The sequence below is a fragment of the Advenella sp. FME57 genome, from assembly GCF_014897675.1.
In the GTDB taxonomy this organism is placed as follows: Bacteria; Pseudomonadota; Gammaproteobacteria; order Burkholderiales; family Burkholderiaceae_B; genus Advenella.
Genome location: NZ_JABUXU010000002.1, coordinates 119,340 through 143,939, shown reverse-complemented (window position 1 = coordinate 143,939; position 24,600 = coordinate 119,340). Strand labels below are relative to the sequence as shown.

The window sequence follows — 24,600 nt, the reverse complement described above, 5'->3', positions numbered from 1 at the left end:
ATCGTTACGAGATGAGGATATCGTTCACATACTGGATTTGTCGACGCGTTGTATGGCGTCGCTTATGCCGGTCCTGCGATGAAGCAGACCCATCACGGCATCAGCAACGCGGCAACATCTGCCTCCCTTTGCCCGGCCTTTTCAACGACCTGGCGGCGTGAACTATTCTTTTAAAGTATCGGCCCAGTCTGCAATGACATTGGCCGTCTCGATCGGCTTTTCAGCCGGCAGGGCATGACTTGCATTTTCGATCACTTTGACCGTTACCCGATCGCCAAATTCCTTTTTCAATTCTTCACGCGAGGCTGGCGGACGAAAGGGATCAGCTCCGCCTTGCAGATCGAGCATCGGCACTGTGCCGCCGGCCCACCAGTCATCCCGATTGGTCAGTTTGCGAGCCGCGCGCTGGCTTTTGGTCACCGCCTGATTCCAGCCCTCAAGCCAGGGCTCCGGGTTGCTACCCTGCGCAAAAAAAGCCAGCTTTAAGCCGTCAAGACGTTGCTCGCGCGAGGATGCAGGATCATTGATCATCGTAATGGCTTCGCTCAGCTCTTTCGGCCAGGACTTGGCACCCGCCGCAACAAGAACGACACCGCGCGCCAGCTCAGGGTGGTCCGACGCAATCGTACGGGCAATCCAGTTGCCATATGCATGGCCCGCGACAATGGCTTTGTCTCCCTCGTTGCGAATGACGGCGGCAAAGTCCTTGGCAAAATCATGAAAGGAAACGCCTTGCATTGGACCATGACTGTCGCCGATACCGCGCGGTTCCGGCCGCAGCACGCGGTAACCCCGTTGCGCCAGGCGCTCGGCCAACGGACCAAACTCCTCGGTTCCCCGCCCTGTTGATGCAATCAGCAGAACAAGTGGCCCTTTTCCTTGTGCGTGATAGCTAATCGTCGCGGCGCCGTTCTTCACCGACTTGACGGCAGCCTCCTCTGCGCGCGCAGACCCCATACCGATCATTGCAATGGCGCCAACAGCAAGGGCCGCAGCCCGAAACTTTATTCTCATCTCTACTCTCCCATTATTATGTATGACAATTACTCAAGCGAAGTTAATCCGGTAAAACTTGTGGCTAACCATCTTTCAAGGCAGCAGGAACGCATCGCATCCGGCACCTGATATTGCGGCTCTTTGCTTCTGAAAATGGTTGCTCCGTTTTATTTGTTGATGAGGTCTCAAAGCGTCATGCATATCGCTTATCACGCATGTCACTTGTCATGCCTATCGTTTGTTACTGTTATGAGAACCTGGGTCAAATGCGCCTGCGAGCTCGCGAGCACAGCGGCACCCGCGAACTATCGGATCAGCATATAAAAACCAGACTGGCAATCTCATGACTGTGTGTCCTTTTGCACTTTTCCTTTGCACCGCAGCCCCCGAATTGATCCAAGCAACTGTTGGGCGCTAATGACGGATGGCATATTTATTGATCAATGCGATGCCCGCTCATCCTAACTGCTTCCTGTTTTAATGTCAATAAGCTATGTTATTGACCTTTTTATTGAATAACTGTAATTTCAATATCTGCTATAGCGAAGGTATCTTGTATTTCAATACCGAATTTAGTACCATATTTTCACAAACAGTACTGTTAAAGGAGGCTGTCGTGCAAAATACCGTAACCATTGGCGAAATCAAGCGACGTGGTATGGCCGCCATTGAAGACGGGCTGCGCCACGGTCCGGTACATATCATTAAACGCAACAAATCGGCTGCCGTTGTGCTGTCTGAAGAGCAATACCAATCTCTCGCTGGCGGGCACCAGCCAACAAGCCCCGGCATGACAGCATTACAGTGGCTGTTGATGCAACAATCTACCGGCACCCGCGAAAAGGCAGAAATCGACGCATCGCAAATAGAGGAGCGGGATTGGTGATTGCATTTTTTGATGCCAGCGCCCTTATCTACCTGATCGAGGGAAAAGAACCTTTTGCAAGCCGAGTACGCAGCCAGATTTCTGAAGCAACCCAGGCTCACCCAAATATGAGGGCGGCAGTCAGCCGTCTGTCCTGGCTCGAGTGTCGTGTGGGCCCCATGAAGAACAATGATGCAGCAACCCTGGCGTTATTCGACGCTTTCTTTGCTCGACCGGATCTTGTATGGATTGAACCGAACCAAGCAGTCGTGGAGCTGGCCGCAGCTATTCGTGTGCGTCATGGACTACGTACACCAGACGCCCTGCAGGCAGCAAGCTGTCTTCAACTGGGCTCGCGCCATCTGTTACTGTCTGGCGATACTGTGTTCCAGCAGGTTCAGGGTCTGAATGTCACGGTGCTGAGCTAAGCATAAGTAAAAATTTGCTGCGCTTTGCACGGTCGCAGCATGCAAATAATGGATTTGCGAACACCGGCTTGCTGATGTGTCCTTCAGATTAAACGGGCTCTGGCAAACAAACAACCAGGCCTGTTGCGCAACATCACTCCGCCAGCCTGTCTGCCGAAGCTAGCAGGCCCTGTAAAATACTGTCGGCCAGCACCTGCGAAAACGACTTGGGCAGCCGGGCCCGCACAGCACGCACAACCGCGGGTGTTCGGGCCACAAGGTCATCCACAACCGCTTGTGCGCCGCGCCCGTCAGGCGTTACCACGCCATATCGCTCGCCCACATTCAACCAGTGCCGTCGCTCGATTGTTCGCATCAGGTAATGCGCGTTTTTTGAGCGCACGGCCATCGCCATTTTCACTCTGAAGGGCGACAGCTTGCCCTTGCCTTCTCCCAGAAAAGGCAGAACGGAAAGGATGTCATATAGCGGCGTGAGTTCATAGCCTCCACCAGGCCTGAGAAAAACGCTGAAATTTTTCGCATGACCATCGGACGCCCACAACATCCAGAAGAGTATTTGCGACTGGAAAAAAATACGTTTATCACGTTCAGAATAAAGAGAGGTGTCTAGCATCCTCATGATGCGATCCACGCCAGGCCCGCCGTCGGCTTCATATTTCAAATGCGGTGGGGTTGCCGTGATCTGGCAAAAATCTTCCTGCGGCAGCCGGACCAGCCACGGCTTTTGCTCACCATCGGCAATCCAGGTTCGATCGAATCGCGTCACCGACAACACCTTCATATCTTCGAACTGCAGCGGTTCGCATTCGGCTACTGGCAGCCCGTATGTGCGCAGGATCTCGGCACAAAGCCATTCGTTTTCGACAGACTCGCTCAGATCCAGTTTCATATTCCCGACCAGCCCCATTGGCAGCTTGAAAATATGGGTCGTGGGTGTCGCGCCGTGTGGCCGGCACCATCGGCCCTGGAAGTGCAACAGGGCCGTTTTTTCCTGCGCACCGGCAATGGAGATGCGCAAGTCTTGCGCATCGGAACCGGCTGCGCCAGCCAGGGGACCGGGATTGAGCGTATCGCGCAACAAGCGAGCGACCTCGGCCTCGCTCAAAGGCGTGGCCTGAACAGCGTTTATCGCCTCTGGCTGCATGCCTTCGGGGAGCAATTGCAGGGCACCCACGCAATCGCGGCCCACCTGCATCAGTAAGTCAAATGCATCGGTGGAGCCGGTCTGGTACCGACGCGCCACCCGTTGGCGAATTTCTTTGCTGTCAGGTAACAGATTTTCGAAGTAAGCCCGCACGGCCTCGCCTCGATGTGGCGGATTGCCAGGCGCAAAAGGAAGAGACAGGGAAAGCGCCCGACCGCGCGCCGAGGTCACCCAGCTATCGGCATATTGCAGGACCTCGCCGTCGCCTGGCCGGGTATGCCAAGTCCCCACATAGTCTGCGTTCATCCACAGCCCGAGTGCGCGAGCATGAGAGCGTCTGCCCATGGCGCTACCAGGCCGACGGAGCTACGCCGTCTGAGCTGTTGGGCTCACCACTTTTGCGCAGCACAAGATCCACACCCAGAATGCTGAGCAATCGCAACAATCGATCTGCGCTCACGGTGTCGGCGTGACGCTCCAGTGCAGACAACGTCTGCTGCGTTACGCCCAGCCGAAGGGCGGCTTCACTTTGCGTGAGTCCGGCCTCCTTGCGAAATGCCTGCAGCAGCATGGGCAGCTGTGCCGATGTATGAACAGTATAGTCACGCATGCATACCTCCCTGAGGTTTTACAAATTATAAGCTGTAAATTTAAAATACAGCACTTAGATTGTATTACCAGTATACATATTATAGATTGTATTTTCAATATACAACTTATTGGCTGTATTGTGTATTTAGAGATGCACGCAGGCAAAAGTACGGTTATGTCGCAATTTCGCCTTCCATTGGCAATGATTAACCGCTGATAACCACTTCCACACCCTGTTGCCGAATCGCCTGCAACACCGCCTGATCGGCAGCAGCATCGGTGATCAGGCGCTCTACCTGCGACCAAGGACAGATACGAAAGCTCGCAAAGGCGTTAAGCTTGGTATGGTCTGCCATGACCGTGGTGCAACTGGCTGCAGCGATAAAAGCCCGATTCATGGAAGCATCTTCGCTGTCCCGCATGAAAATACCCGCGGCAGATACCGCATGCACGCCCAGAAAGGCTTCGCGAATCTGAATGCCGGATAACACATCATTATCGGCGCGCTCTATAGTGGCCTGCTTGCGCGGATCCAGGCGCCCGGCCAGTACATACACATGGGCAAGATGACTTTGCCCGGCTGCCGCGGCAACCGTCAAGCCATTGGTAATCACATGCAGATCCTGATGACCGCTGAGCGCCTGCGCCAGCGCGTGGGCGGTCGTCCCGGCATTGATGAGAATGCTGTCGCCGTCAGAAATATATTGCATGGCGCATTCGGCAATGGCTGCCTTTTCAGCCGATTGCTGACGGTGCCTTTCGGCATAGTTGTACATCTCGTAGCGGGCATTGCCTTCGGCCAGCACCTCTTGTGAGGCCACTGCCCCACCGTGGGTGCGTTCCAGCAACCCTTTTTCACCCAACTCAAGCAAATCGCGCCGGATGGTGATCGGCGACGTTGAAAATGCACGTGCCAAGTCCCGCACCGTCACGGCGTTGGTTTCCTGCATACGCGCCAGAATGCGCTGTTGACGTTCGACTTTGAGCATATATGATCCATTTTGGCTGAGAACCACTACCATAACTTGAACAATCGTGATTCTAACCGATAGAAAAAAAGATCGCAATTGATCGTTTATGTTCATATTCATGTCATATTTGATCATTAAAGTGGGCGTCATGACACCACATTCCACATATAAAACGATCATCTTTGATCTGGACGGCACACTTCTGGACACCTGGCCCAGCCTGCTGCAGGCCGTACGCACGGTCACTCCCGGGGTAACGAGCATAGAACCTGCAGCATTGCGCCTGGCACTAAGCCAGGGGATCGGCGCTATGTTCGCGCGGGCTACTGACCAAATGGAACTGGACGCTGACGCGGCGCAAGCAACCATGCGCGACATGGAGCGCGCGTATTTTGGCCATGCACTCTCTGCCGCCGTGCCTTACCCGAACACAGATCATACGCTGACCCAATTGCAAGGGGCTGGCTTCACGCTAGCACTGTGCACCAATCGCGATCGCGCTTCCACGCTGGCCCTGCTGGACCAGGCAGGCTGGCGGTCACTTTTTTCACATATTCACTGCCTGGATGATGGCCTGCCGCCCAAACCGGACCCAGCTGCCATCCTGGCTACCTTAGCGCATCTCCAATGCCCGCTGCGGGATGCATTATTCGTAGGCGACTCCTGGATCGACGCGCATTGCGCGGCACAGGCTGGCGTCGACTTTGCAGCCCATCTTGGCGGCTACCACACTCACCCGGGTGAACTGGCCCCTGCCGTGCTGAGCTACCGTCATACGCGTGAACTCAGTCAATGGCTGGCCGAACGGTTCGCCCTTCTACCGGAATTGAATCATGACTGATATTTTCCTTGACCACATCAGCAAGTCTTACGGCAGTACTACCGTGCTTGACAAGCTATCGCTCACCATACGCAATGGTGAATTTCTAACCCTGCTTGGCGCTTCCGGTTGCGGAAAATCAACCCTGCTCAAACTGCTGGCAGGGCTGGAAATGCCGGATACCGGAACGATCAGAAAGGGGGATGCGGATTTACTGACGCAATCGCCCGGCCAAAGAGACTGCGCCATGGTGTTCCAATCCTATGCGCTCTATCCTCACATGACAGTAGGCGACAATATCTGCACCCCGCTTTATATGCGCATGCTGCACTTTGCACAACGACTGCCGGGAGCACGCTGGATCAGTCCGGCAACGCGCCGCAAAACCCACGACGCGCAAAAACAGGGACGAAAAATTGCCGAGATCCTGGGTATTGCCCACCTGTGGGATCGCAAGCCCGTGCAGCTTTCCGGCGGACAGCGCCAGCGTGTCGCGCTGGCGCGTGCGATGGTGCGGCGCCCCTCCCTGTTCCTGTTCGATGAACCCCTGTCGAATCTGGATGCCAGCTTGCGCCAGTCGTTGCGCAGCGAAATCCGGCAACTGCACGATGAACTGGGCGTCACCTTTGTCTATGTCACGCATGACCAACATGAAGCCATGTCCATGTCAGATCGTATCGCGGTGATGAAGGGCGGTCACATCCTGCAACTGGGCACGCCCCAGGAAATTTATCACACCCCCAGCCATACCGATGTGGCCGCCTTTGTAGGCGCGCCTCGGGTCAACTTCCTGGCAGTCACGCAGAATGCAGCAGGCCATGCCTGCCTGCAGGATCAGCCACTGCACGATTTCTTTCCAAGGCATGCCGCACAACTGGCATTTCGTCCGCAGCAGGCCTTGCTGACTGCCTCGGACGATACGCTGAGCGTCAGAGGCAGAATCACCCTGGTCGAATTCACGGGACCAGAATGCATGGTAACAATGCAGACGCCGGCCGGTGAATCTGTCGTCGTGGTGCTCGATACGGCGCCACATTTGAAAATTGGCGAAGTACTGCAGGTGCATGTGCCACACGAAGCCTGGCACGTGTTCGATGCTCAGGGACACAGTTTGCGCTCAGACAGGCAATGCCTGTCATTGGCAGCCTAGGAGATCCGTATGCGTATCAAGCCACTGCAACTGTCGCTGTTACTCGGCCCCTGCCTGGTTCTGACTGTATTGCTATTGATCGTGCCGCTGCTCATCGTGGCGCTCATGTCTTTGACGGACTGGCAGTTCGGCGCCAGCTCCTGGAACTGGGTCGGGCTAGGCAACTACGTCGATCTCTGGAATGACCCGACCTTTCGCAAAAGCTTTGCCAACACAGTCTATTACCTGGTCATCGTATCGGTGTGCTCAATTGGAGTCGGGCTGGGCGTTGCCTTGCTCATCGAATCCCATGAATCCTTGCGCGGCTTTTACCGCACTGCCTTTTTCATGCCGGTTGCCTCCACGCTGATTGCCATGGCTGTGGTATGGCAATTTCTCATGCATCCCACCGTGGGTTTTCTGAATAAAGTGCTGTCATGGTTTGGCATCGGCCCCCAGAACTGGTTGAACGATTATGACCTGGCCCTGCCGTCACTGGCTGCCATCGGGATCTGGCAAATGTCGGGGCTGGCCATGGTCATGTTTCTTGCTGGTCTGAAAAATATTCCAATGGAGTTGCGCCATGCCAGCCTGCTTGACGGCATGCGCCATCCGCTGGACCGCCTGCTGCGACTGACCCTGCCCATGCTGGGGCCAACCATGCTGTTCGTGGTTACCGTCTGCTGCATTCGTTCACTGCAGGTTTTCGATACCGTGCATGCGCTCACTCAGGGCGGGCCGAACAAGTCGACCGAAGTCCTCCTGCATACGATTTACGCCGAAGGTTTCAATTTTTTCCGCATGGGTTACGCAGCAGCCATCGTGCTGGTGTTCGTCGCCTGCATTTTCATACTCACCTTGATCCAGCAGATTGGCATGGAAAAACGGACCCATTACCAATGAAAAATCCAATGCACGCTTCGCTTTCCTGGCAGATATTCCGACATGTCGTACTGATGGCGGGAGCCGCAGTCTTCCTGCTGCCCTTTGTCTGGATGCTGTCCACTTCCCTGAAACCTGCAGATGAAATTTTTCGCGAAGGTTTTCATTTGTTGCCACAGCATTGGGCAGCAATCGAAAACTATACGAAAGCGCTGACCCAGGTTCCCCTGCTTCGCTATTTATTCAATGGCGTGGTGGTCTGTGCGGGCATCCTGATTCTGCAAATTATCGTCGCGCTGCCAGCCGCCTATTGCTTTGCCAAGCTGCAGTTCCGGGGCAAACGCCTTGCCTGGGGATTGGTACTGATGTCGCTGATGATTCCCTTTCAGGCGACGGCCATCCCACTCTACATTCTGTTATATCACGCAGGACTGCTGGACACCATGGCCGCACTGATCATTCCCTTTATCGCGTCCGGGTTCGGTATTTTTCTGATGCGCCAGTTCTTTATGGGCGTGCCCAATGACCTCATTCATGCTGCCCGTCTTGACGGCATGAGCGAGTTCGAACTGGTCTGGCGCATCATGATGCCGGCAGCCATGCCGGCGCTGATCGCGTTCTCGATATTTTCGGTGGTCTGGCACTGGAACGATTATTTCTGGCCGCTGCTGGTCATCAATACCGCTGACCTGGCCACGCCGCCGCTCGGAACGATGTTCTTTAAGAATGAAGAAGCGGGGACCGATTTCGGACCGCTGATGGCGGGTACCGTCATCATCACACTACCATTACTGCTGTTTTTTCTGTCCGCGCAGAAGCGCTTTATCGAAGGTGTCACCCTCTCGGGTGTCAAAGGTTAAACAAAGGAATTCATCATGCGAACCAAAAATCTATTGCGCGCCCTGGCGTGCCTGTCCCTGACAAGCAATGCGGCCCATGCCGCCAAAATTGAACTCATCGTCGACTACCCCTATCCTGATGTGTTCAATCAGGTACACGCGGAAATTGCCAAACGCTTTACCGAAAAATTTCCCGACTATACAGTCAAGTTCCGTGCGCCTACACCGGAATATGAAGAGGCTACGCAACAGGCATTGCGCCATGCCGTTACCAAACAACTGGCCGACGTGTCCTACCAGGGCCTGAATCGCCAGCGTGTTTTTGTCGATCGCAATATCGCAGTGGAACTGACTCCGTTCATCAATGCGGAAAAAGACTGGGCCCAAAGCGGCTACAGTCCCGCCCTGCTCTCGCTGGGCCAAGTCAACGGCAAACAGGTGGGCATCGGGTTTTCGCTCTCTACCCCCATTGTTTACTACAACATGGATTTGCTGAGCAAAGCCGGCGTCAAAGCGGATGCGCTGCCCAAGACCTGGGACGAGATCATCGCCATCGCCGACAAATCACGCAAGGCCAACCCCGGCACCAATGGGCTGCATTACGACTGGGAAATTACCGGCAACTGGTTATGGCAGGCCATGGTTTTCTCCAAAGGCGGCACGATGCTGAACGCCGATGAAACCAAGGTAATGTTCAACGATAAAATTGGCCAGGAATCCATTGCGCAGATGGGCCGCATGGTCGACAACGACACCATGCAGAATCTGCGATTCAAGGACGCAACCCAATTGTTCGTAACGGGCAAACTAGCTGTCCTTTCATCATCTACGTCGCGGTTGTCGAGCATTGCCGAGCAAATCGGCGACAAGTTCAAAATGGTCACGGGTTACTTCCCCATCTATGGCGAGCAAGGAAAAGTTCCGGCCGGCGGCAACGTGGCCATGATGTTCACCAAAGACCCGGAGCGCCAGAAGGCAGCCTGGGAATACATTAAATTTGCCACAGGGCCCGAGGGCGCCACCATCATGACAAAAGGAACCGGCTACTTCCCTGCCAACACATTGCCCATTGACGATCCGGCCAAGCTCAAAGGCTACTACGATGCCAACCCCAACCAATACACGGCTGTCAAGCAGATGCCCTGGTTAACCGGCTGGTATGCTTTCCCCGGAGAGAACGGCCTGAAAATCACCGATGTCATCAATGACCGTCTGCAAACCGTGTTCGATAAATCGGCCCAACCACAGGCGGCCCTGGAAGCCATGGCGCAAGACGTGCAAAACCTTCTCAAGTGATATGACAATCATGAAATTCATCCATCTGACAGATACGCATCTGGTTGCTGATGCCGGTGTCCTGTACGGCACCAATCCAAAGCAACGCCTGCAACAAGCCGTAAAGCACATGCTCGCGCACCAACCCGACGCGCAGGCCGTTGTGATTACCGGTGACCTGACGCACTACGGGCACGCCCAGGCATACGTCCATTTGCGCGAATGTCTGGCGCCATTGAGCATGCCGGTATACCCCATCCTGGGCAATCACGATAGCCGGCAGCAGTTTCGACATCACTTTGCACATATCGATACCGACGAAAACGGGTTTGTTCAATATGTCCGTGATTTCGGTCCTACCTTGCCTTGTTTCTCGATACCAACGAACCGGGCGTACATTGGGGCGTCTATTGCGAGACCCGGGCCAACTGGCTGCGCGCACGCCTGGCCGAATCGAGCAAACCGGTGCTGCTGTTCATGCACCACCCCTTCTTTCCAATTGGCATTCGAAGTATGGATGCACTTTCGCTCCTGGAGACGGCACCTTTTTTCGGTGCGATTGAGGGTTTTGAACATCGCATCCGACAGGTCTTTTTCGGCCACATCCATCGGCCGATTTGCGGAACCTTCCGAAGCATGGCGTATTCCACCCTGCGGGGCACCAATCATCAGGTGGCGCTTGACCTGCATGGGGATGAAAGCTGCATCCATGGCAGTCATGAGCAACCTCAGTACGGCGTCGTTCTGCTCAATGAAGAACAGGTCCTGATCCATGCCGAGGATTTCCTGGACAGCGACCAGCGCTTTCGGCTGCATGAAATGGCCGACGATACCACCGCTGCCGCCTGATTGCCGAACAGCCTTGCTCATCAAGGCGAGGCCCGGTAAAAGCCGATGTATCTGTAGTTGGCATGTTTGTATATACCTCAAGGGTATATACAAACAGCTATCCCATCCAAGACAATTGACGCCAAGCCCGTGCATCCGTCCTGGGTTGCCCGGCTGGCACATCGGCCATGCCGATCGTGATTGAAGTGCACTGCCTATATCACCGACAACGATATTGAACAATTGTCGCTTCCCTTCCCTGGCCCTGTGAAAAACCTGCAACGTTCTTAAACAACCGCTGGCATCAGGTATCTGCTAATCAGGCATCTGCAATATTGTTCCGTTAATGTTGTTTCCGTTAATGGCCGCCGGATCCTGAACGCCTTTTATTTGCACCACAGGGGATAACATCAAACGGGCACTGCCGTCGGTAAACAAGCCAGTCAGGCCCCGCGCTTGCGTATAATACGATCTCCATTGATATTGTCCATAGCCGTCAGCGTTGGCTGACCATGACGATTGAAATCGGCGTCTGGTTTGACCGGCCTCCGGCTTAACATATGCCAGTTCCGCATCCGTGAATCCACAATCACTTCAACAGGAATTTCCCCGTGCTTCATATCATTATGGCGGTCATTGGTCTATACGTCAGCGCACGCGGCATCTGGCCGCTTTCGCTGAGCCTGACCGCCAAAATCGTGTTGACCCTTGCCGTCCTTTGCATCGCCGAACATCATCTGATCACCCGAACCTGGTTTGGCTCCATGGCCTCGCCGGAGATTCCTGGCGCGGTATTGATGCTGCTGGGCTGGCTATTTAGCACGCTACTTCTGCTGGGTTTTTTCATTGTCATAAAAGACCTGCTGGGGATGGTGACCTATCCCGTATCGGCCGCCACCGGTCGTGTGCTGCTCGCCTCGCCGCGGCTGCTTGTTGCCATCACCATTATCACCCTTGTGATAGCCGCCATCGGCGTCTGGAATGCGGTGAAAGTGCCGAAAGTGAAGACGATTGAAATTGCGTTGCCGGACCTGCCCGCAGCCTTTGATGGTTTTCGCCTTGTTCAATTGACCGATTTGCATGCCAGCCGGCTGCTTCAGCAGCCATGGATGGCCGCTGTTGTTGACCGGGCCAATGCACTCAGCCCCGATCTGACTGTCATCACCGGTGACATGGTCGATGGCTCACCACAGGCCAGAGCCAGCGACGTCAAGCCACTGCAATCGCTGACAGCCAAATACGGTGTACTGGCCATACCAGGAAACCACGAATATTATTCCGGATACCAAAGCTGGCTGTCGGCATTCAATGGCCTCGGGCTACGCATGCTCATTAACCAGCACGTTACCATCACCCACGAAAATCAGCAGATTGTGGTGGCAGGCATCACCGACCACGCGGCCAGCCGCTTTGGTCTTCCCGACCCGGACATCGCGGCGGCCCTGGAGCAGGCGCCGGCAAACAAAACCGTCCTCCTGCTTGCCCACCGCCCGATAGGTGCGTCTGCTCATGCACAGGCCGGCGTGTCGCTGCAACTATCGGGGCACACACATGGCGGCCAGATTTTAGGCGCGCACGTGCTCACCAAAATGGCCAATGACGGATTCGTCAATGGCTTATATGACGTGGATGCCATGAAAATGTACGTCAGCATGGGAACGGGACTGTGGAACGGGTTTCCGATCCGGCTGGGACGCCCGTCCGAAATCACACAGATCGTGCTTCGAACCAAAAGTTGAACAAGGCTGCCAAGTTTGAATAATCCACCGGCTGGCCGGACACACGCAATACATGCCTGGCCATATCGGCACCTTGCGGATACAAGACCGGCTGATGCCTTATAGAACAGATTCCATCATAGCTCCGAATAAAGAGATTGATCAATCTGCTCACCGACCTGCCGTACATTCCGGACAACGTCAACAACATCTCCCCGCCTGCCGCAATCACCTTCCTGAAAGATTACATATGTGAACTGCACGCCGGTAAAGCCTGCGCCTAGCCTGACGCAGTTCATGTCCTCTCTTCATGTCCTTTGCTCATGAAATTGTCATAAATTTCTTTTGTGATTTTTCACAAAATATTACACCGCCTTGTCATTATTTTTATGGTAAAGTGATTTTCAGCTAATTGTAAGATTCAATATTCTGCTTACACTAGGCGCCACCGGTGGATCCATCATTGCCGGTGTAGACAACATTGAGCGCAGCCCTTCTAGGCAACTGCCCAAGCCACGCCAATCATGCCCTTTCTGTCCACGTCTATTGACGGGACATTATCTGCAGCACCCTTCGCAGCACCTCGATATCCAGACGCCACGGCGTATTTGCGCGCAGCATTCGTCTTTGTTTGACATTAATTTTGTTTGACAGCAAGGGATTCAGATGACCAATCTCAGCCAGAACCAGGCCAGCCCCCAGCCCCAGCTTTCTGTTTTTGACGCCGTCACTATTGTTGTCGGATTAGTCGTAGGGATCGGAATCTTTCGTACGCCCTCGATTGTTGCGGCCAATGTTGCCTACGAATGGCTGTTTATCCTGGTCTGGATTGTTGGCGGGCTTATCACACTTGTGGGTGCCCTGTGCTACGCCGAACTGTCTGCGGCGCACCCTCATGCCGGTGGTGAATACCATTTCCTGTCGCGCGCCTACGGTCGCTCCGTTGCCATGATGTTCGGCTGGGCGCGCTGCACCGTGATTCAGACCGGCGCCATCGCGGTGGTCGCCTTCATGCTCGGCGACTACGTGGCGCAGATTGCGCCCCTGGGGCCCTACGGCCCTTCGATCTATGCGGCCGTCTCCGTTATTGTCCTGACCGGAGTCAATTTTATTGGCACAACCGAAGGCAAGAACCTGCAAATTATCGTCACCTTCATCGAAATTGCAGCGGTCGCCGCTATCATTCTGGTTGGGCTTCTGGGCTCGGGACAGGCGCCGGAACCAACGCAGGCGAGCGCCCCGGAAACGGCCGCCCTTGGCATGGCCATGATATTCGTGTTGCTCACCTATGGCGGCTGGAACGAAGCGGCCTATTTGACTGGCGAACTCAAGGACGCGCCGCGCAACATTGCCAAAGTGCTCACGCTGGGCACCTTGATTCTGGTGACGCTTTATGTCCTGACCAACCTGGCGCTGCTCTCGATTCTGGGCCTGGACGGGCTGCGCGCATCCAATGCCGTTGCCGCAGACATGATGCACGTGGTCGCTGGTGAGCCCGGCAAAATCGCAGTAACCCTGGCCATTATCGTCGCGGCAATCTCTACCCTGAATGCGACTATTTTTACCGGCGCCCGGGTTTTTTATGTGATGGCGCGCGACATGACCATCCTTCGGTGGGTTGCCGTCTGGGACAGCCGCGGCAAAACCCCTGCCAACGGCCAGATTCTGCAAGGCACCATTGCTCTGGCGCTCATCGCCATGGGAGCCATCACCCGTGATGGTTTCAAAGCCATGGTGGACTATACGGCACCGGTTTTCTGGGCTTTCATGCTGCTGGTCGGGCTATCGCTGTTCGTGCTTCGCTGGCGCTATCCTGAGCGCGCCCTGCCCTACAAAGTCCCCTTGTACCCCATCACACCCATTCTGTTTTGCCTGACCTGCCTGTACATGTTCTACGCCAGCGTCGTTTACACGGGCGTGGCCGCGCTGATCGGCCTGGGCGTGCTGGCCGCGGGCGCTCCCATTCTCCTGTTCCGGATCAGGGACGATCAGGAGCCGGACAACCCACAAGCACAAACTGAAATTACCGCTCTGAAGTAATCATCTCAACAGGAGAGAATCGATGACTATGCCTGCAAAACCCCTGGTCGCCGCGATACTGCTCACCATAATGGTGAGCTCACCTCTTGCGGCACAATCCGCCCCCTCTGCGTCCGACAACAACGCAGCCGCTGAACAATATACGCCGTCTGTCGGGCAACAGGGCAAGGACGTCATATGGGTGCCGACCTCACAAGCGCTGATTGACCGCATGCTTGAGATGGCCCGGTTGACCGCAAATGACCGGCTAGTTGATCTGGGCTCGGGCGATGGCCGACTGGTCATCACCGCTGCCAAGCGCGGCGCAATCTCGCGTGGCATTGAGTTCAACCCGGACCTGGTCACCATATCAAAACGGGCGGCACAAGCAGAAGGCGTGGCGCAGCAAGCAACCTTCGAACAGGCAGATATCTTCGAATCCGATTTTTCAGATGCCTCTGTGGTCACGCTTTTCCTGTTACCCAGCCTGAATCTTCGCTTGCGTCCGACCTTGCTGGACATGAAGCCCGGCACGCGGGTGGTTTCCAATTCATTTGCAATGGAGGCTTGGGAGCCGGACGAATCAGTAGAAGTAAAAGAGAACTGCACCAATTACTGCCATGCTTATAAATGGATTGTTCCGGCCAAGGTGGCCGGTACCTGGAAACTAGGCGAGCGTGAACTTCAGTTGAAGCAGACGTTCCAGATGCTGGACGGAACGCTGAGCGATGGCGCCGACAAACGGCGCATCAGCAATGCGCGCTTGAACGGGGCGAACATTACCTTTTCCGTTGACGGCCAAACATACTCGGGCAAAGTAGATAATAAACAAATGCGCGGAACGATAAACGGCAAATCTGACTGGACGGCGCGACGGGTATCCATGCAGTAAGATGCGATAAACATCTGAGCTGATAAACACGTTCACGCCTGAGATAGCCGCAAACCGCTAGATCACAAAGGCCCTCACCCCAGCCATCACAGCATGCTAATATTTGCCAAGAGCCAGTATTTCTTCTCTATAGAACAGTAAACAGGTGTCCAATGACTACAGTGCGTACACGCAGCCAGAAGCGTGAAGATTTTTTTCAGTTGCATCAGACCGGCTGCTTCACCATCCCGAATCCCTGGAATATCGGTACCGCAAGGTGTCTGGAACAGATGGACTTTGCCGCGCTGGCATCGACCAGTTCCGGACATGCCTATGCAAATGGCATGCCCGACGGAACACAGTCGCTAGATATGGTTCTGGCCCATCTGAGCGAGTTGGCTGCTGCTGTGAATATTCCGCTGAATGCCGATTTCGAAAATGGCTATGCCGATGATATAGAACAGATGCAGCAAAACATCATCAAGTGTGTTGCGACCGGTGTTGCGGGGCTGTCCATTGAAGACGCGCCGCAGGGTGGCGCTGATGGTTTATATGATGTTACCGTGGCGGTCTCGCGCATCAGCGCGGCGCGCGCAGCCATTGATCAGACCGGAGAGCGGGTGCTGCTCACGGCCCGGACCGAGGGCTTTATACGTGGGGCACCCGATCTTGAACAAACCACCCGGCGCATTGCTGCATTCGTCGAGGCGGGCGCAGACTGCATCTACGCCCCCGGCATAAAAACCGTGGAGCAGATCAGCGCAGTCGTCAAGGCAGCCAATGGCGTCCCCGTCAATGTATTGTGCGGCAGTGCGATGAGCATGACGGTTGCCGAGCTTGAACAACTCGGCGTGCGTCGGGTCAGCGTAGGTGGAGCGCTGGCGCGCGTGGCCATGGACAGCTTTCTGCGGGTCGCACAGCAGATCGCGCAGGAAGGCAGGTTCGACGGCTTCGGCGGCATCATTGGCGGCGCGCAGCTGGATCGCCGGTTTGCGCGTCAATCCGACTAGCACAATTGCAGTGCAGTGCGTATGCGGCCGAAGTAGATATGCCGACCTCGCATGTCATTAAAGATTTCGGATAGGGCATCTAATTAGATCAGCATCGATATGCGCTACCCTTGCCCATATCGATTGGTCTATTCCCGTGCAGTGACAGCCTGCAGTTCATGCGCAAATCGCAGCACAGTCACGCCCACCTTCAACTGACGCAGGGACGGCATGACCAGAACACAATTGTCATAAGGCGTGACGATAGGCTTGTCGTTATCCTTGCCAATCTGCGTGCCTGCATGCGCAATACACTCCATTCCCTGATATGGCTCGGAAAACGACAAGAATTCTGACCTCGCCACGACCGGCGCAGTCACTTGCAACACCGTTTGCGGCCCTTTGTGCGCGAGCGTCCAATGACCCGGCAGGTCGGCGGCACCCACGATGCCCGACTCAAGCAGAAAATGCGCGACCACGTTTCGCGCCGTGTCGACAGAAGACGGATCGCCGTGATACCCGCATTCGATCAGCAATGCCAGCGCCTGCGATTGCGGATCGCCAAATTGGGCGAAGTCGCGCATGCGCGTGCCGTCCTTGTGCCCTGCATCCATAATCACATGTTGCGGCACACCCATTCGCTGTGCCAGATCCACATTGCGTTTCAACATTCCGGTCATCATCAGTGGCAGGCTGGGTTCATGCATGGAATGGATATCAAGCAGCCAGTCTGCCGCCGCAACCCATTTTCTGAGTTCGAGCGCTCGCCGGCGTTCCTGCGTGACTGGCTGCTCCAGTTTGTCGCTGGCCCAGACACGGTTCATGTCTTCGTCAACAAAACGGGCGGCATCGTGCGCGGCCACATCCAGCGTATCGAATGCAGCCAGATTGCAAAACGCCAGCACCAGCCGGCCTTTTTTCGGTCGCAAGCCAGCGGCCAGCAGTTCCTTCAACGCCCAGGCGCCACAGATTTCATTGCCATGGATCAATGCCGTGATCAAGAGCGTGGGGCCGGCATTGCCCGAATCAAACGCCCATACGCCTGGTGTATCGGTATTGCCCAGACGCTCTGCAGACAGGTCCGGCACCGCAATCTCAAACCCTGTACTCATGGCCGCCCCGTTGCAATATGGGCCGTTTCGGCAAGTTTCTTGAATTTATTGTGCTCTGCCTGAAAGAATGAGGCCAGGTCGGGCTGCGCGCGCATGACATTGCTGCCGGTCGTTCGGTATTTCTCCTGAAATGCCGGGTCCGCCAGCACCTGCTGCAGGCTGGTCTGCAATTTTGTGACCACCGCTTCGGGCATGCCTTTGGGGCCGAACAGCCCAAACCAGACGCTGATGTCCATGGCCTTGAGAGCAGGATTTTCAGCCAGTGCCGGAATATCGGAGGCAAACGAAGAACGTTTTGCGCTGGTTACGCCGATAGCCGTTATCTGGCCCGACTGTATTTGCGGCAACGCCGAAGACAAGGCAAACACGCCCAGAGGAAGGCGCCCGCTGGTCAGATCTGTTACCAGGGGGGCAACGCCACGATAAGGCACATGCAGAAACTTGGCCCGGGTTTCGGCGTTGACCATTTCACCTGCCATATGCAACGAGGTGCCTACCCCGGATGAGCCATAGCTGTAGCTGTCCGATTTTGCCGACGTAGCCACTTTGACCAGATCAGCGGTGTTCTTGATATCGGTCTTTTTGGAGGCGGCCAGCACCAACGGCTGATCACCGATCAGGCCAATGGCCTGCAAATCAGTAATACCGTTATATTTAACCGCCGGATTCACCAGACTGGCAATCACAATTTCATTGAGCGAGCCCACCAACAGCGTATAGCCATCCGGTTTGGCGCGAATCACTTTTTGAGCGCCGATTGTGCCGCCTGCGCCACCCAGGTTTTCAACCACCACATTGGCGCCTATTTTTTTGGCCAGCGTTTCGGCCACCACCCTGCCATTAAGATCGACGCTGCCGCCGGCCGGATATCCCACCACAATCGTGATGGGGCGATCCGGGTACGTCAACGCCGCTGCAGCCTGGCCGCTTATTGGCAGCAAAACAAACGCACACAGGGCACAGGATGCCGTTCGCTTAGCTTTATTACTTAACTTTTTCATGACAATGTCTCCGTTGAAATTCTTATTGCCTCTATACTAAAGGCTGAAAAACACCATCATTGTGCTTTTATTGCACAATGACGTGCAAAATAAAACAGCAAGGGCCTGTTGCGCAACGCTCTGTTTCAACCAGTCAGGCACGCTTCGAACCCCTATTGATACGGTGGCTTTCCCATGGCAGAAACCAAACTTCTGAAAGACCTGATCGCTTTATCCAAAACATGCAGTTTTACCAAGGCGGCAGAGTTGCGCAACGTGACCCACCCTGCTTTCAGCCGGCGCATCAGGGATCTGGAACACTGGGCCGGAGCAACACTGGTTGATCGCAGCAAAATTCCCGTCAGACTCACGCAGGAAGGGCGCGAACTGCTGGTGACGGCCGAATACATCGTTGCCAGACTCAACACAGTGAGCAAGAAATTAAAATCACCCGGGCAGGATACGAGCCATGCGTTGCGTATTGCGACCGGCCGCTATCTGGCCAGCACGCTGGTGGCGGACTGGGCCTGCGAAATGTCAGATGTCATTGGCAGGGAACTGTCTGTTGCCGTGTCTGTCCAGATCAGAACCGGGTCAACGCCGGATATGGTCACCCTGCTGCAACGAGAGGAAGTGGATTTTCTGTGCTGCTACGAGCACCCCAATTTATCTATCCCGGTCGCGACCGCCAGTTTCCAGTACCTGCAATTGGGTGCAGACCGATTCGTGCCCGTGTGCAGCGCCGCCAAATACAGTGAGACGGCCTATGATCTGCTTGACGAATTCACGCCCATCCCTCACGTAACCTATCTCAATACATTGTCACTGCACCATATCCTGAGCGACCATCTGCGTGCGAGCAGTTATGCGCTGGCGCCGGTGGCCTATTGCGATTCAGTGGAAGTGGCCTGGGCGTTGATCAAAAAAGGTCGTGGCATCGGTTGGCTGCCCTGGTCCGTGGTTGCGCAAGATTGCACATCAGGAACACTGCGCGTCTTGGGCGGCAGGCAAAATGAAGTGCCTTTCGAAGTGCGCCTGTATCGCTCCAAGGAACCCCTGTCTGTCGCAGCAGAGATGATCTGGGAAAAAACCACGCGCTGACGTAGTTACTGTCGACTGGCCGCAAGTGCGCAATAGGCTGCAACCTCGGGCATCTGCCTGACTTTGGATTTGAGCATTTTTCCTGTAGCGCCCAGAGGGATGGCCTCCACGAATATGACCTCATCCGGTATTTGCCATTTGGCAATCTTGCCTTCATAAAACTGTAGCAGTTCGTCCCTGTCGAGCGCCATTTGCTCGCGCCTGACAACCACGATAACCGGGCGCTCGTCCCATTTGCGATGACTGACACCGATGCAGGCAGCCAGTTGCACGGCAGGATGCGCCATGGCAATGTTTTCGATATCAATCGAGCTGATCCATTCGCCACCGGATTTGATCACATCCTTGCTGCGGTCTGTGATCTGCAGATAGCCATCGGCGTCGATGGTCGCCACATCCCCTGTGGGAAACCAGCCGTCCACCAATGCCGCATTGTCTGTGCCGGGGAAATAGTCGCGCACCACCCAGGGCCCCTTGACATGCAAATCGCCAAATGTTTTGCCGTCCCACGGCAATTCCCCACCATCGTCACCAACAATTTTGAAGTCAATCCCGTACAGCACCCGCCCCTGCTTGCGCCGCAGTTTCATTTGTTCTTCCTCAGGCAACATCAGGGATTTATTTTTCAGCGTACACAGCGTTCCCAGCGGGCTGGTCTCGGTCATTCCCCAGGCATGTATCACCTCGACCCCATACTGCTCCTGAAACGCTTGTATCATGGCCGGCGGGCACGCCGACCCGCCAATCACGGTACGCTTGAGGGTGGAAAATTGCAGGCCTTCGCCTTTAACATGATCAAGCAGCATCTGCCATACGGTCGGCACACCGGCGGCAAATGTCACCCCCTCCTGTTCCATCAGTTGGTAGACCGACTTTCCATCCAACAGCGGGCCGGGGAAGACCAGCGTACTGCCGGCCAGTGCCGCCGCATAGGGAATGCCCCAGGCATTGACATGGAACATAGGGACCACGGGCAGAATTACATCCCGAGCCGATATTGCCATGGAGTCGGGCAGCGCAGCCCCATAGGCATGCAAAAGCGTTGAACGATGGCTGTACATGACCGCTTTCGGATTGCCTGTGGTTCCACTGGTGTAGCACATGCTGGAAGCGGCATTCTCGTCAAACTGCGGCCAGTGATAGTCGTCCGATTGTTCTTCGACCCATTGCTCATAACTGATCAGGCCGGGTATTGCGCTGTCCGAGGGCAACGCGTCACGGTCGCATAGCGCAACATAATGCCTGATCGTCTGGCATTTTCCATGCACCGCCTGCACCAGAGGCAGAAAGCTCAGATCGAAGCATAAGACCTGGTCACCGGCATGATTGGCAATCCAGGCGATTTGATCGGGATGCAGGCGCGGATTAATGGTGTGCAACACCCTGCCCGATCCACTGACACCGAAATAAAGTTCCAGATGCCGGTAGCCATTCCAGGCAAGCGTGGCCACCCGCGCAGAAAGCGGCAAGGCCATGGCGTCAAGCGCACGCGCTACCTGCCGGGAACGGCGTGCCACATCGCGCCAGTGATAGCGATGCAAATCACCCTCAACGCGGCGCGAGACAATCTGACCATCGCCATGATGGCGCTCGGCATGAACAATTAGCGACGATATCAGCAATGGATGCGGTTGCATCAGGCCCATCTGTATTTCATCTGTCATAAGTCTCTCTCTTTTGGATTTATTCTGTCCACCCTCACGTTCGATGCTTGCCCCGGCGAGCCAATTGCCAGATCCGCCCAATGCAGCACCCGCTACGCGATTATTGTCCCACAATTGTTCAATTATTCAATTGCCGATTCCACGACGATCAGCCACCGGCGGGTCATATATGCCGCCGCCAGAGCTATTCCCGACACAGATCAAATAACAGACTTCATCTTCCGACCCTGCGATAGCGATCAATAAGCAGCCACAAGGTAACAACGCCTTCATGCCGCCGATCACGGTTGCGTGATCGCTTCCCGCTCCAGCAACTGGCGCTTGCGTTCTACGCCCCAGCGATAGCCTGAAATATCGCCATCGCGCCTGACCACGCGATGACAGGGAATGGCAACGGCAATGCGGTTGGCGCCACAAGCCTGGGCAACGGCGCGCACAGCGGTGGGCGCCCCGATCCGCTCGGCAATCTGACCGTAACTGACGGTCGTACCAACTGGTACATCCCTTAATGCCTGCCACACTCGCTCCTGAAAAGCCGTACCACGGACATCGAGCGGCAGGTTCAGGCCCACAGACGGCGTCTCTACAAAACCGATCACTTGCGCCACCAGACGCTCAAAGGCGGCATCGCCCCCAACAAGCTGGGCCCTGGCAAACTGATCCTGCAAGTCGCGCAACAACATATCGGGATCATCACCCAGCATAATGGCGCAGATGCCACGGTGGCTTTGCGCCACCAGAATGGCGCCCAGCGAACATTGCGCGATGGCAAACCGGATGACAGCGCCTTGCCCACCAGCCCGATATTCCCGGGCGCGCATACCCAGCAACTGCTCGGACGCTTCGTAAAAGCGGCTGTTGGAATTGAAGCCTGCCGTATAGATTGCGTCTGTAATCGACGTGACTGACGATCCCAGCTCATCGCGCAATTTCCTGGCACGCCAGGCCGATGCATAGGCTTTCGGTGTGACACCGGTTTCAGCCTTGAAAACGCGATGAAAATGAAATGGACTCATATTGGCTTGTGCCGCCAGCTCATCCAGGCTGGGCGGCGTTTGCGCCGATTCAATTTGTCGACAGGCCCTGGCCACCAGGTCAGCACGTTCGTCTGCGGCGGCAGTCCGGTCCGCCCGCGCGCGGCGGCTGGCGCGATAGCCTGCTGCCTCGGCCTCTTGCGCCGTATCAAAAAAAACGACATTTTTTCGCTGTGGCAGGCGGGCCGAAGAACTGGGCCGACAATACACCCCCGTGGTCTTTACACCATAGACAAATTGTCCGTCCGCATCTCGATTGCGACTTTGCACGGCCTGCCAGCGAGCTTCATCGGAAGTAAATTGGGCGTGTGCTTGGGTTGATGTCATGATCGATCTCCTGGAAGTATGGCCGTCATGATCAGAATAGAGGTCAATTCAATCGCAAGCAATCGTTTTCTTGCGATTGAATTATCAGAAAACGGCACGGTCGGCAGCGAACTCTCGGGCGTCCGCCTGCTCGCTATATGAACGCATATCGACAAATGTAATCGCGGCCCGCCGGGGTGCCCTGCTCTCATCGATATCCCGAATATACCAACTGATATATTAATGTTTCAATGGCACCAACCTCATTATTTTGCCCCCAAGGTAACTCACCATGTCAAAACGTACCTATGATTCGCTGCGCAGCGCCCGCTGGTTTGCCCCGGATGATTTGCGCTCTTTCGGACACCGATCCCGCATCATGCAAATGGGCTATGCGCCAGAAGATTGGGAGGGCCGCCCCGTCATTGCCATCCTGAACACCTGGTCGGATATCAATCCCTGCCATTCGCATTTCAAGCAACGAGTGGAAGATGTCAAACGTGGTATTTTTCAGGCCGGAGGCTTTCCCATAGAATTGCCGGCCATCTCCCTGTCGGAAAACTTCGTCAAGCCCACCACCATGCTGTATCGCAATATGCTTGCCATGGAAGCCGAGGAACTGCTGCGCAGCCATCCGGTAGACGGCGCGGTATTGATGGGCGGCTGCGACAAAACCACGCCCGGGCTGTTGATGGGCGCCATCAGTGCGGGACTGCCCTGTATTTATCTGCCTGCCGGCCCCATGCTGCGCGGTAACTGGCAGGGAAAAATTCTGGGATCGGGCTCGGATGCGTGGAAATACTGGGATGAGCGACGCGCCGGCAAAATAAGCAAAACCGAATGGATTGGCGTAGAAGGCGGCATTGCCCGCAGCGCAGGCACATGTATGACGATGGGCACCGCCAGCACGATGACCGCCATCGCCGAATCCATCGGCATGACGCTACCCGGCGCATCATCGATTCCCGCAGTCGACGCCAACCACATTCGCATGGCGGCCGCTTGCGGTCGCCGTATCGTCGACATGGTATGGGAGGACCTAACGCCGGCGCGCATTCTGTCCCGAACCAGTTTTCTGAATGCCATCGCCGTATCAATGGCCATGGGGTGCTCCACCAACGCAGTCATTCATCTGATTGCCATGTCGCGTCGCGCCGACTGTGAAGTCACGCTGGATGACTTTGATGCGGCCAGCCGCAAGGTGCCGGTCATTGCCAATGTACGCCCCAGCGGCAGTACCTATCTGATGGAAGATTTTTATTACGCGGGTGGCCTGCCAGGTCTGATGCGTCGTCTTGGCGACCATGTGCAGGGTGGGACAATGACCGTTACCGGCCAGACACTGGCAGAAAACATCAAAGACGCGCAAGTGTATAACGACGACGTGATTCGTCCCATGGACAACCCGTTGTATCCCGAAGGCGCACTGGCCGTGCTGCGCGGCAATCTGGCGCCGTCCGGCTGCGTGATCAAACCCAGCGCGTGCGCACCGCAGTTCCTGCAACACACCGGCCCCGCGCTTGTCTTTGACGATTATCCAAGCATGAAAGCAGCAGTGGATGACGAAAATCTGGATGTCACGCCCGGGCACATTATGGTGTTGCGCAATGCCGGCCCGCTGGGTGGCCCGGGGATGCCCGAATGGGGCATGCTACCGATCCCGGTCAAGCTGATCAAACAGGGCGTGCGCGATATGCTGCGCCTGTCCGATGCGCGCATGAGCGGCACCAGCTACGGCGCCTGTATTTTGCATGTGGCGCCCGAGTCCTATGTCGGCGGCAATCTGGCGCTGGTGCGCACCGGCGACATGATTACCGTTGATGTTCCCGCCCGTCGTATCCACCTTGAAATCAGCGATGGGGAACTGGCGGCAAGACGAGCAGACTGGATCGCGCCCGAACGCCGCTTCGAACGCGGCTACGGCTGGATGTTCTCGCAGCATATTCTGCAAGCTGATGCCGGTTGTGATTTTGACTTTCTGGAAACCAGCTTCGGCGCCCCCAACAACGAACCCAGCATTTACTGATCAGGAAATCAT

At 55.6% G+C, this 24,600-nt stretch carries 22 protein-coding genes and 1 pseudogene; 15 read left to right on the top strand and 8 right to left on the bottom strand.

Annotated elements, in window-relative coordinates; genetic code table 11:
* Nucleotides 1–162: 162 nt before the first annotated feature.
* Nucleotides 163–1,014 carry an alpha/beta fold hydrolase gene (locus INT32_RS03650; protein ID WP_193087370.1) on the bottom strand — a complete coding sequence of 284 codons (852 nt, stop codon included), beginning with the start codon at nt 1,012–1,014 and terminating at the stop codon, nt 163–165.
* Between the two features lie 598 nt (nt 1,015–1,612).
* On the opposite strand from INT32_RS03650, the gene INT32_RS03645 reads away from it, so the two are divergent.
* Complete coding sequence (locus INT32_RS03645) at nt 1,613–1,882, top strand: type II toxin-antitoxin system Phd/YefM family antitoxin (protein WP_193087369.1); 270 nt, start codon at nt 1,613–1,615, stop codon at nt 1,880–1,882.
* Nucleotides 1,879–2,289, top strand: coding sequence for a PIN domain-containing protein (locus INT32_RS03640; protein ID WP_193087368.1), 411 nt, complete (start codon nt 1,879–1,881; stop codon nt 2,287–2,289). Before INT32_RS03645 ends, INT32_RS03640 begins: the two co-directional genes overlap by 4 nt.
* Before the next feature lie 133 nt (nt 2,290–2,422).
* On the opposite strand, the gene INT32_RS03635 is transcribed toward INT32_RS03640, so the two are convergent.
* The 3 genes from INT32_RS03635 to INT32_RS03625 all read right to left on the bottom strand — a co-directional run bounded on the left by INT32_RS03635 (nt 2,423) and on the right by INT32_RS03625 (nt 5,013).
* Complete coding sequence (locus INT32_RS03635; RefSeq protein ID WP_193087367.1) at nt 2,423–3,778, bottom strand: type II toxin-antitoxin system HipA family toxin; 1,356 nt, start codon at nt 3,776–3,778, stop codon at nt 2,423–2,425.
* Between the two features lie 4 nt (nt 3,779–3,782).
* The gene (locus INT32_RS03630; RefSeq protein ID WP_193087366.1) at nt 3,783–4,043 is read right to left on the bottom strand and encodes a helix-turn-helix domain-containing protein; all 261 of its coding nucleotides are present in this window, start codon (nt 4,041–4,043) and stop codon (nt 3,783–3,785) included.
* A gap of 187 nt (nt 4,044–4,230) precedes the next feature.
* Nucleotides 4,231–5,013 (bottom strand): DeoR/GlpR family DNA-binding transcription regulator, encoded by a 783-nt coding sequence (locus INT32_RS03625; protein ID WP_226816471.1) that lies wholly within the window; start codon nt 5,011–5,013, stop codon nt 4,231–4,233.
* Between the two features lie 100 nt (nt 5,014–5,113).
* On the opposite strand from INT32_RS03625, the gene INT32_RS03620 reads away from it, so the two are divergent.
* The 11 genes and pseudogenes from INT32_RS03620 to INT32_RS03575 all read left to right on the top strand — a co-directional run bounded on the left by INT32_RS03620 (nt 5,114) and on the right by INT32_RS03575 (nt 16,386).
* Nucleotides 5,114–5,836, top strand: a complete 723-nt coding sequence (locus INT32_RS03620; protein ID WP_193087365.1) for an HAD family hydrolase — start codon at nt 5,114–5,116, stop codon at nt 5,834–5,836.
* A complete protein-coding gene (locus INT32_RS03615; protein ID WP_193087364.1) occupies nt 5,829–6,965 on the top strand; it encodes an ABC transporter ATP-binding protein in 1,137 nt (378 codons plus the stop codon). Before INT32_RS03620 ends, INT32_RS03615 begins: the two co-directional genes overlap by 8 nt.
* A gap of 9 nt (nt 6,966–6,974) precedes the next feature.
* Nucleotides 6,975–7,847: a carbohydrate ABC transporter permease gene (locus INT32_RS03610; protein WP_193087363.1), complete on the top strand. Its 873-nt coding sequence runs from the start codon at nt 6,975–6,977 to the stop codon at nt 7,845–7,847.
* Nucleotides 7,844–8,686, top strand: a complete 843-nt coding sequence (locus INT32_RS03605; protein WP_193087362.1) for a carbohydrate ABC transporter permease — start codon at nt 7,844–7,846, stop codon at nt 8,684–8,686. Before INT32_RS03610 ends, INT32_RS03605 begins: the two co-directional genes overlap by 4 nt.
* A 15-nt stretch (nt 8,687–8,701) precedes the next feature.
* Nucleotides 8,702–9,961, top strand: coding sequence for an ABC transporter substrate-binding protein (locus INT32_RS03600; RefSeq protein WP_193087361.1), 1,260 nt, complete (start codon nt 8,702–8,704; stop codon nt 9,959–9,961).
* Nucleotides 9,861–10,274 (top strand): annotated as a pseudogene (locus INT32_RS22080) (metallophosphoesterase); the annotation flags it as partial. The gene INT32_RS03600 and the pseudogene INT32_RS22080, both read left to right, overlap by 101 nt.
* A 32-nt stretch (nt 10,275–10,306) precedes the next feature.
* Nucleotides 10,307–10,789, top strand: coding sequence for a hypothetical protein (locus INT32_RS22075; RefSeq protein ID WP_226816524.1), 483 nt, complete (start codon nt 10,307–10,309; stop codon nt 10,787–10,789).
* Nucleotides 10,790–11,379: 590 nt separating this feature from the next.
* Nucleotides 11,380–12,507, top strand: a complete 1,128-nt coding sequence (locus INT32_RS03590; RefSeq protein WP_193087360.1) for a metallophosphoesterase — start codon at nt 11,380–11,382, stop codon at nt 12,505–12,507.
* 645 nt (nt 12,508–13,152) lie between these two features.
* Nucleotides 13,153–14,526: an APC family permease gene (locus INT32_RS03585; RefSeq protein WP_193087359.1), complete on the top strand. Its 1,374-nt coding sequence runs from the start codon at nt 13,153–13,155 to the stop codon at nt 14,524–14,526.
* 22 nt (nt 14,527–14,548) lie between these two features.
* The gene (locus INT32_RS03580) at nt 14,549–15,397 is read left to right on the top strand and encodes a cyclopropane-fatty-acyl-phospholipid synthase family protein (RefSeq protein ID WP_193087358.1); all 849 of its coding nucleotides are present in this window, start codon (nt 14,549–14,551) and stop codon (nt 15,395–15,397) included.
* A gap of 152 nt (nt 15,398–15,549) precedes the next feature.
* Entirely contained in the window at nt 15,550–16,386 is an 837-nt protein-coding gene (locus INT32_RS03575; protein WP_193087357.1) for an oxaloacetate decarboxylase, read from the top strand.
* 128 nt (nt 16,387–16,514) lie between these two features.
* Here INT32_RS03575 and INT32_RS03570 read toward each other — a convergent pair whose 3' ends face one another.
* A complete protein-coding gene (locus INT32_RS03570) occupies nt 16,515–17,477 on the bottom strand; it encodes a succinylglutamate desuccinylase/aspartoacylase family protein (protein WP_193087356.1) in 963 nt (320 codons plus the stop codon).
* Nucleotides 17,474–18,478 carry a tripartite tricarboxylate transporter substrate binding protein gene (locus INT32_RS03565; protein WP_193087355.1) on the bottom strand — a complete coding sequence of 335 codons (1,005 nt, stop codon included), beginning with the start codon at nt 18,476–18,478 and terminating at the stop codon, nt 17,474–17,476. The genes INT32_RS03570 and INT32_RS03565 overlap by 4 nt, the downstream gene beginning before the upstream one ends.
* A gap of 174 nt (nt 18,479–18,652) precedes the next feature.
* Here INT32_RS03565 and INT32_RS03560 point away from each other — a divergent pair, with 174 nt between their 5' ends.
* A complete protein-coding gene (locus tag INT32_RS03560) occupies nt 18,653–19,558 on the top strand; it encodes a LysR family transcriptional regulator (protein WP_193087354.1) in 906 nt (301 codons plus the stop codon).
* Nucleotides 19,559–19,563: 5 nt separating this feature from the next.
* Here INT32_RS03560 and INT32_RS03555 read toward each other — a convergent pair whose 3' ends face one another.
* The gene (locus INT32_RS03555) at nt 19,564–21,222 is read right to left on the bottom strand and encodes a 3-(methylthio)propionyl-CoA ligase (protein ID WP_226816469.1); all 1,659 of its coding nucleotides are present in this window, start codon (nt 21,220–21,222) and stop codon (nt 19,564–19,566) included.
* A gap of 281 nt (nt 21,223–21,503) precedes the next feature.
* Entirely contained in the window at nt 21,504–22,583 is a 1,080-nt protein-coding gene (gene ada / locus INT32_RS03550) for a bifunctional DNA-binding transcriptional regulator/O6-methylguanine-DNA methyltransferase Ada (RefSeq protein WP_193087353.1), read from the bottom strand.
* Between the two features lie 271 nt (nt 22,584–22,854).
* Between ada and araD the strand changes: the two genes are divergently transcribed.
* Nucleotides 22,855–24,588 carry an L-arabinonate dehydratase gene (gene araD / locus INT32_RS03545; RefSeq protein WP_193087352.1) on the top strand — a complete coding sequence of 578 codons (1,734 nt, stop codon included), beginning with the start codon at nt 22,855–22,857 and terminating at the stop codon, nt 24,586–24,588.
* Nucleotides 24,589–24,600: the final 12 nt, after the last annotated feature.

What these genes read in the sequence shown, in the direction of transcription:
- INT32_RS03575 (WP_193087357.1), top strand. Translation starts at nt 15,550, where the DNA reads ATGACTACAGTGCGTACACGCAGCCAGAAGCGTGAAGATTTTTTTCAG.
- INT32_RS03570 (WP_193087356.1), bottom strand. Translation starts at nt 17,477, where the DNA reads ATGAGTACAGGGTTTGAGATTGCGGTGCCGGACCTGTCTGCAGAGCGT.
- INT32_RS03620 (WP_193087365.1), top strand. Translation starts at nt 5,114, where the DNA reads ATGTCATATTTGATCATTAAAGTGGGCGTCATGACACCACATTCCACA.
- INT32_RS03555 (WP_226816469.1), bottom strand. Translation starts at nt 21,222, where the DNA reads ATGACAGATGAAATACAGATGGGCCTGATGCAACCGCATCCATTGCTG.
- INT32_RS03580 (WP_193087358.1), top strand. Translation starts at nt 14,549, where the DNA reads ATGACTATGCCTGCAAAACCCCTGGTCGCCGCGATACTGCTCACCATA.
- INT32_RS03635 (WP_193087367.1), bottom strand. Translation starts at nt 3,778, where the DNA reads ATGGGCAGACGCTCTCATGCTCGCGCACTCGGGCTGTGGATGAACGCA.
- ada (WP_193087353.1), bottom strand. Translation starts at nt 22,583, where the DNA reads ATGACATCAACCCAAGCACACGCCCAATTTACTTCCGATGAAGCTCGC.
- INT32_RS03650 (WP_193087370.1), bottom strand. Translation starts at nt 1,014, where the DNA reads ATGAGAATAAAGTTTCGGGCTGCGGCCCTTGCTGTTGGCGCCATTGCA.
- araD (WP_193087352.1), top strand. Translation starts at nt 22,855, where the DNA reads ATGTCAAAACGTACCTATGATTCGCTGCGCAGCGCCCGCTGGTTTGCC.
- INT32_RS03565 (WP_193087355.1), bottom strand. Translation starts at nt 18,478, where the DNA reads ATGAAAAAGTTAAGTAATAAAGCTAAGCGAACGGCATCCTGTGCCCTG.
- INT32_RS03560 (WP_193087354.1), top strand. Translation starts at nt 18,653, where the DNA reads ATGGCAGAAACCAAACTTCTGAAAGACCTGATCGCTTTATCCAAAACA.
- INT32_RS03625 (WP_226816471.1), bottom strand. Translation starts at nt 5,013, where the DNA reads ATGCTCAAAGTCGAACGTCAACAGCGCATTCTGGCGCGTATGCAGGAA.
- INT32_RS03630 (WP_193087366.1), bottom strand. Translation starts at nt 4,043, where the DNA reads ATGCGTGACTATACTGTTCATACATCGGCACAGCTGCCCATGCTGCTG.
- INT32_RS03610 (WP_193087363.1), top strand. Translation starts at nt 6,975, where the DNA reads ATGCGTATCAAGCCACTGCAACTGTCGCTGTTACTCGGCCCCTGCCTG.
- INT32_RS03605 (WP_193087362.1), top strand. Translation starts at nt 7,844, where the DNA reads ATGAAAAATCCAATGCACGCTTCGCTTTCCTGGCAGATATTCCGACAT.
- INT32_RS03585 (WP_193087359.1), top strand. Translation starts at nt 13,153, where the DNA reads ATGACCAATCTCAGCCAGAACCAGGCCAGCCCCCAGCCCCAGCTTTCT.
- INT32_RS03600 (WP_193087361.1), top strand. Translation starts at nt 8,702, where the DNA reads ATGCGAACCAAAAATCTATTGCGCGCCCTGGCGTGCCTGTCCCTGACA.
- INT32_RS03615 (WP_193087364.1), top strand. Translation starts at nt 5,829, where the DNA reads ATGACTGATATTTTCCTTGACCACATCAGCAAGTCTTACGGCAGTACT.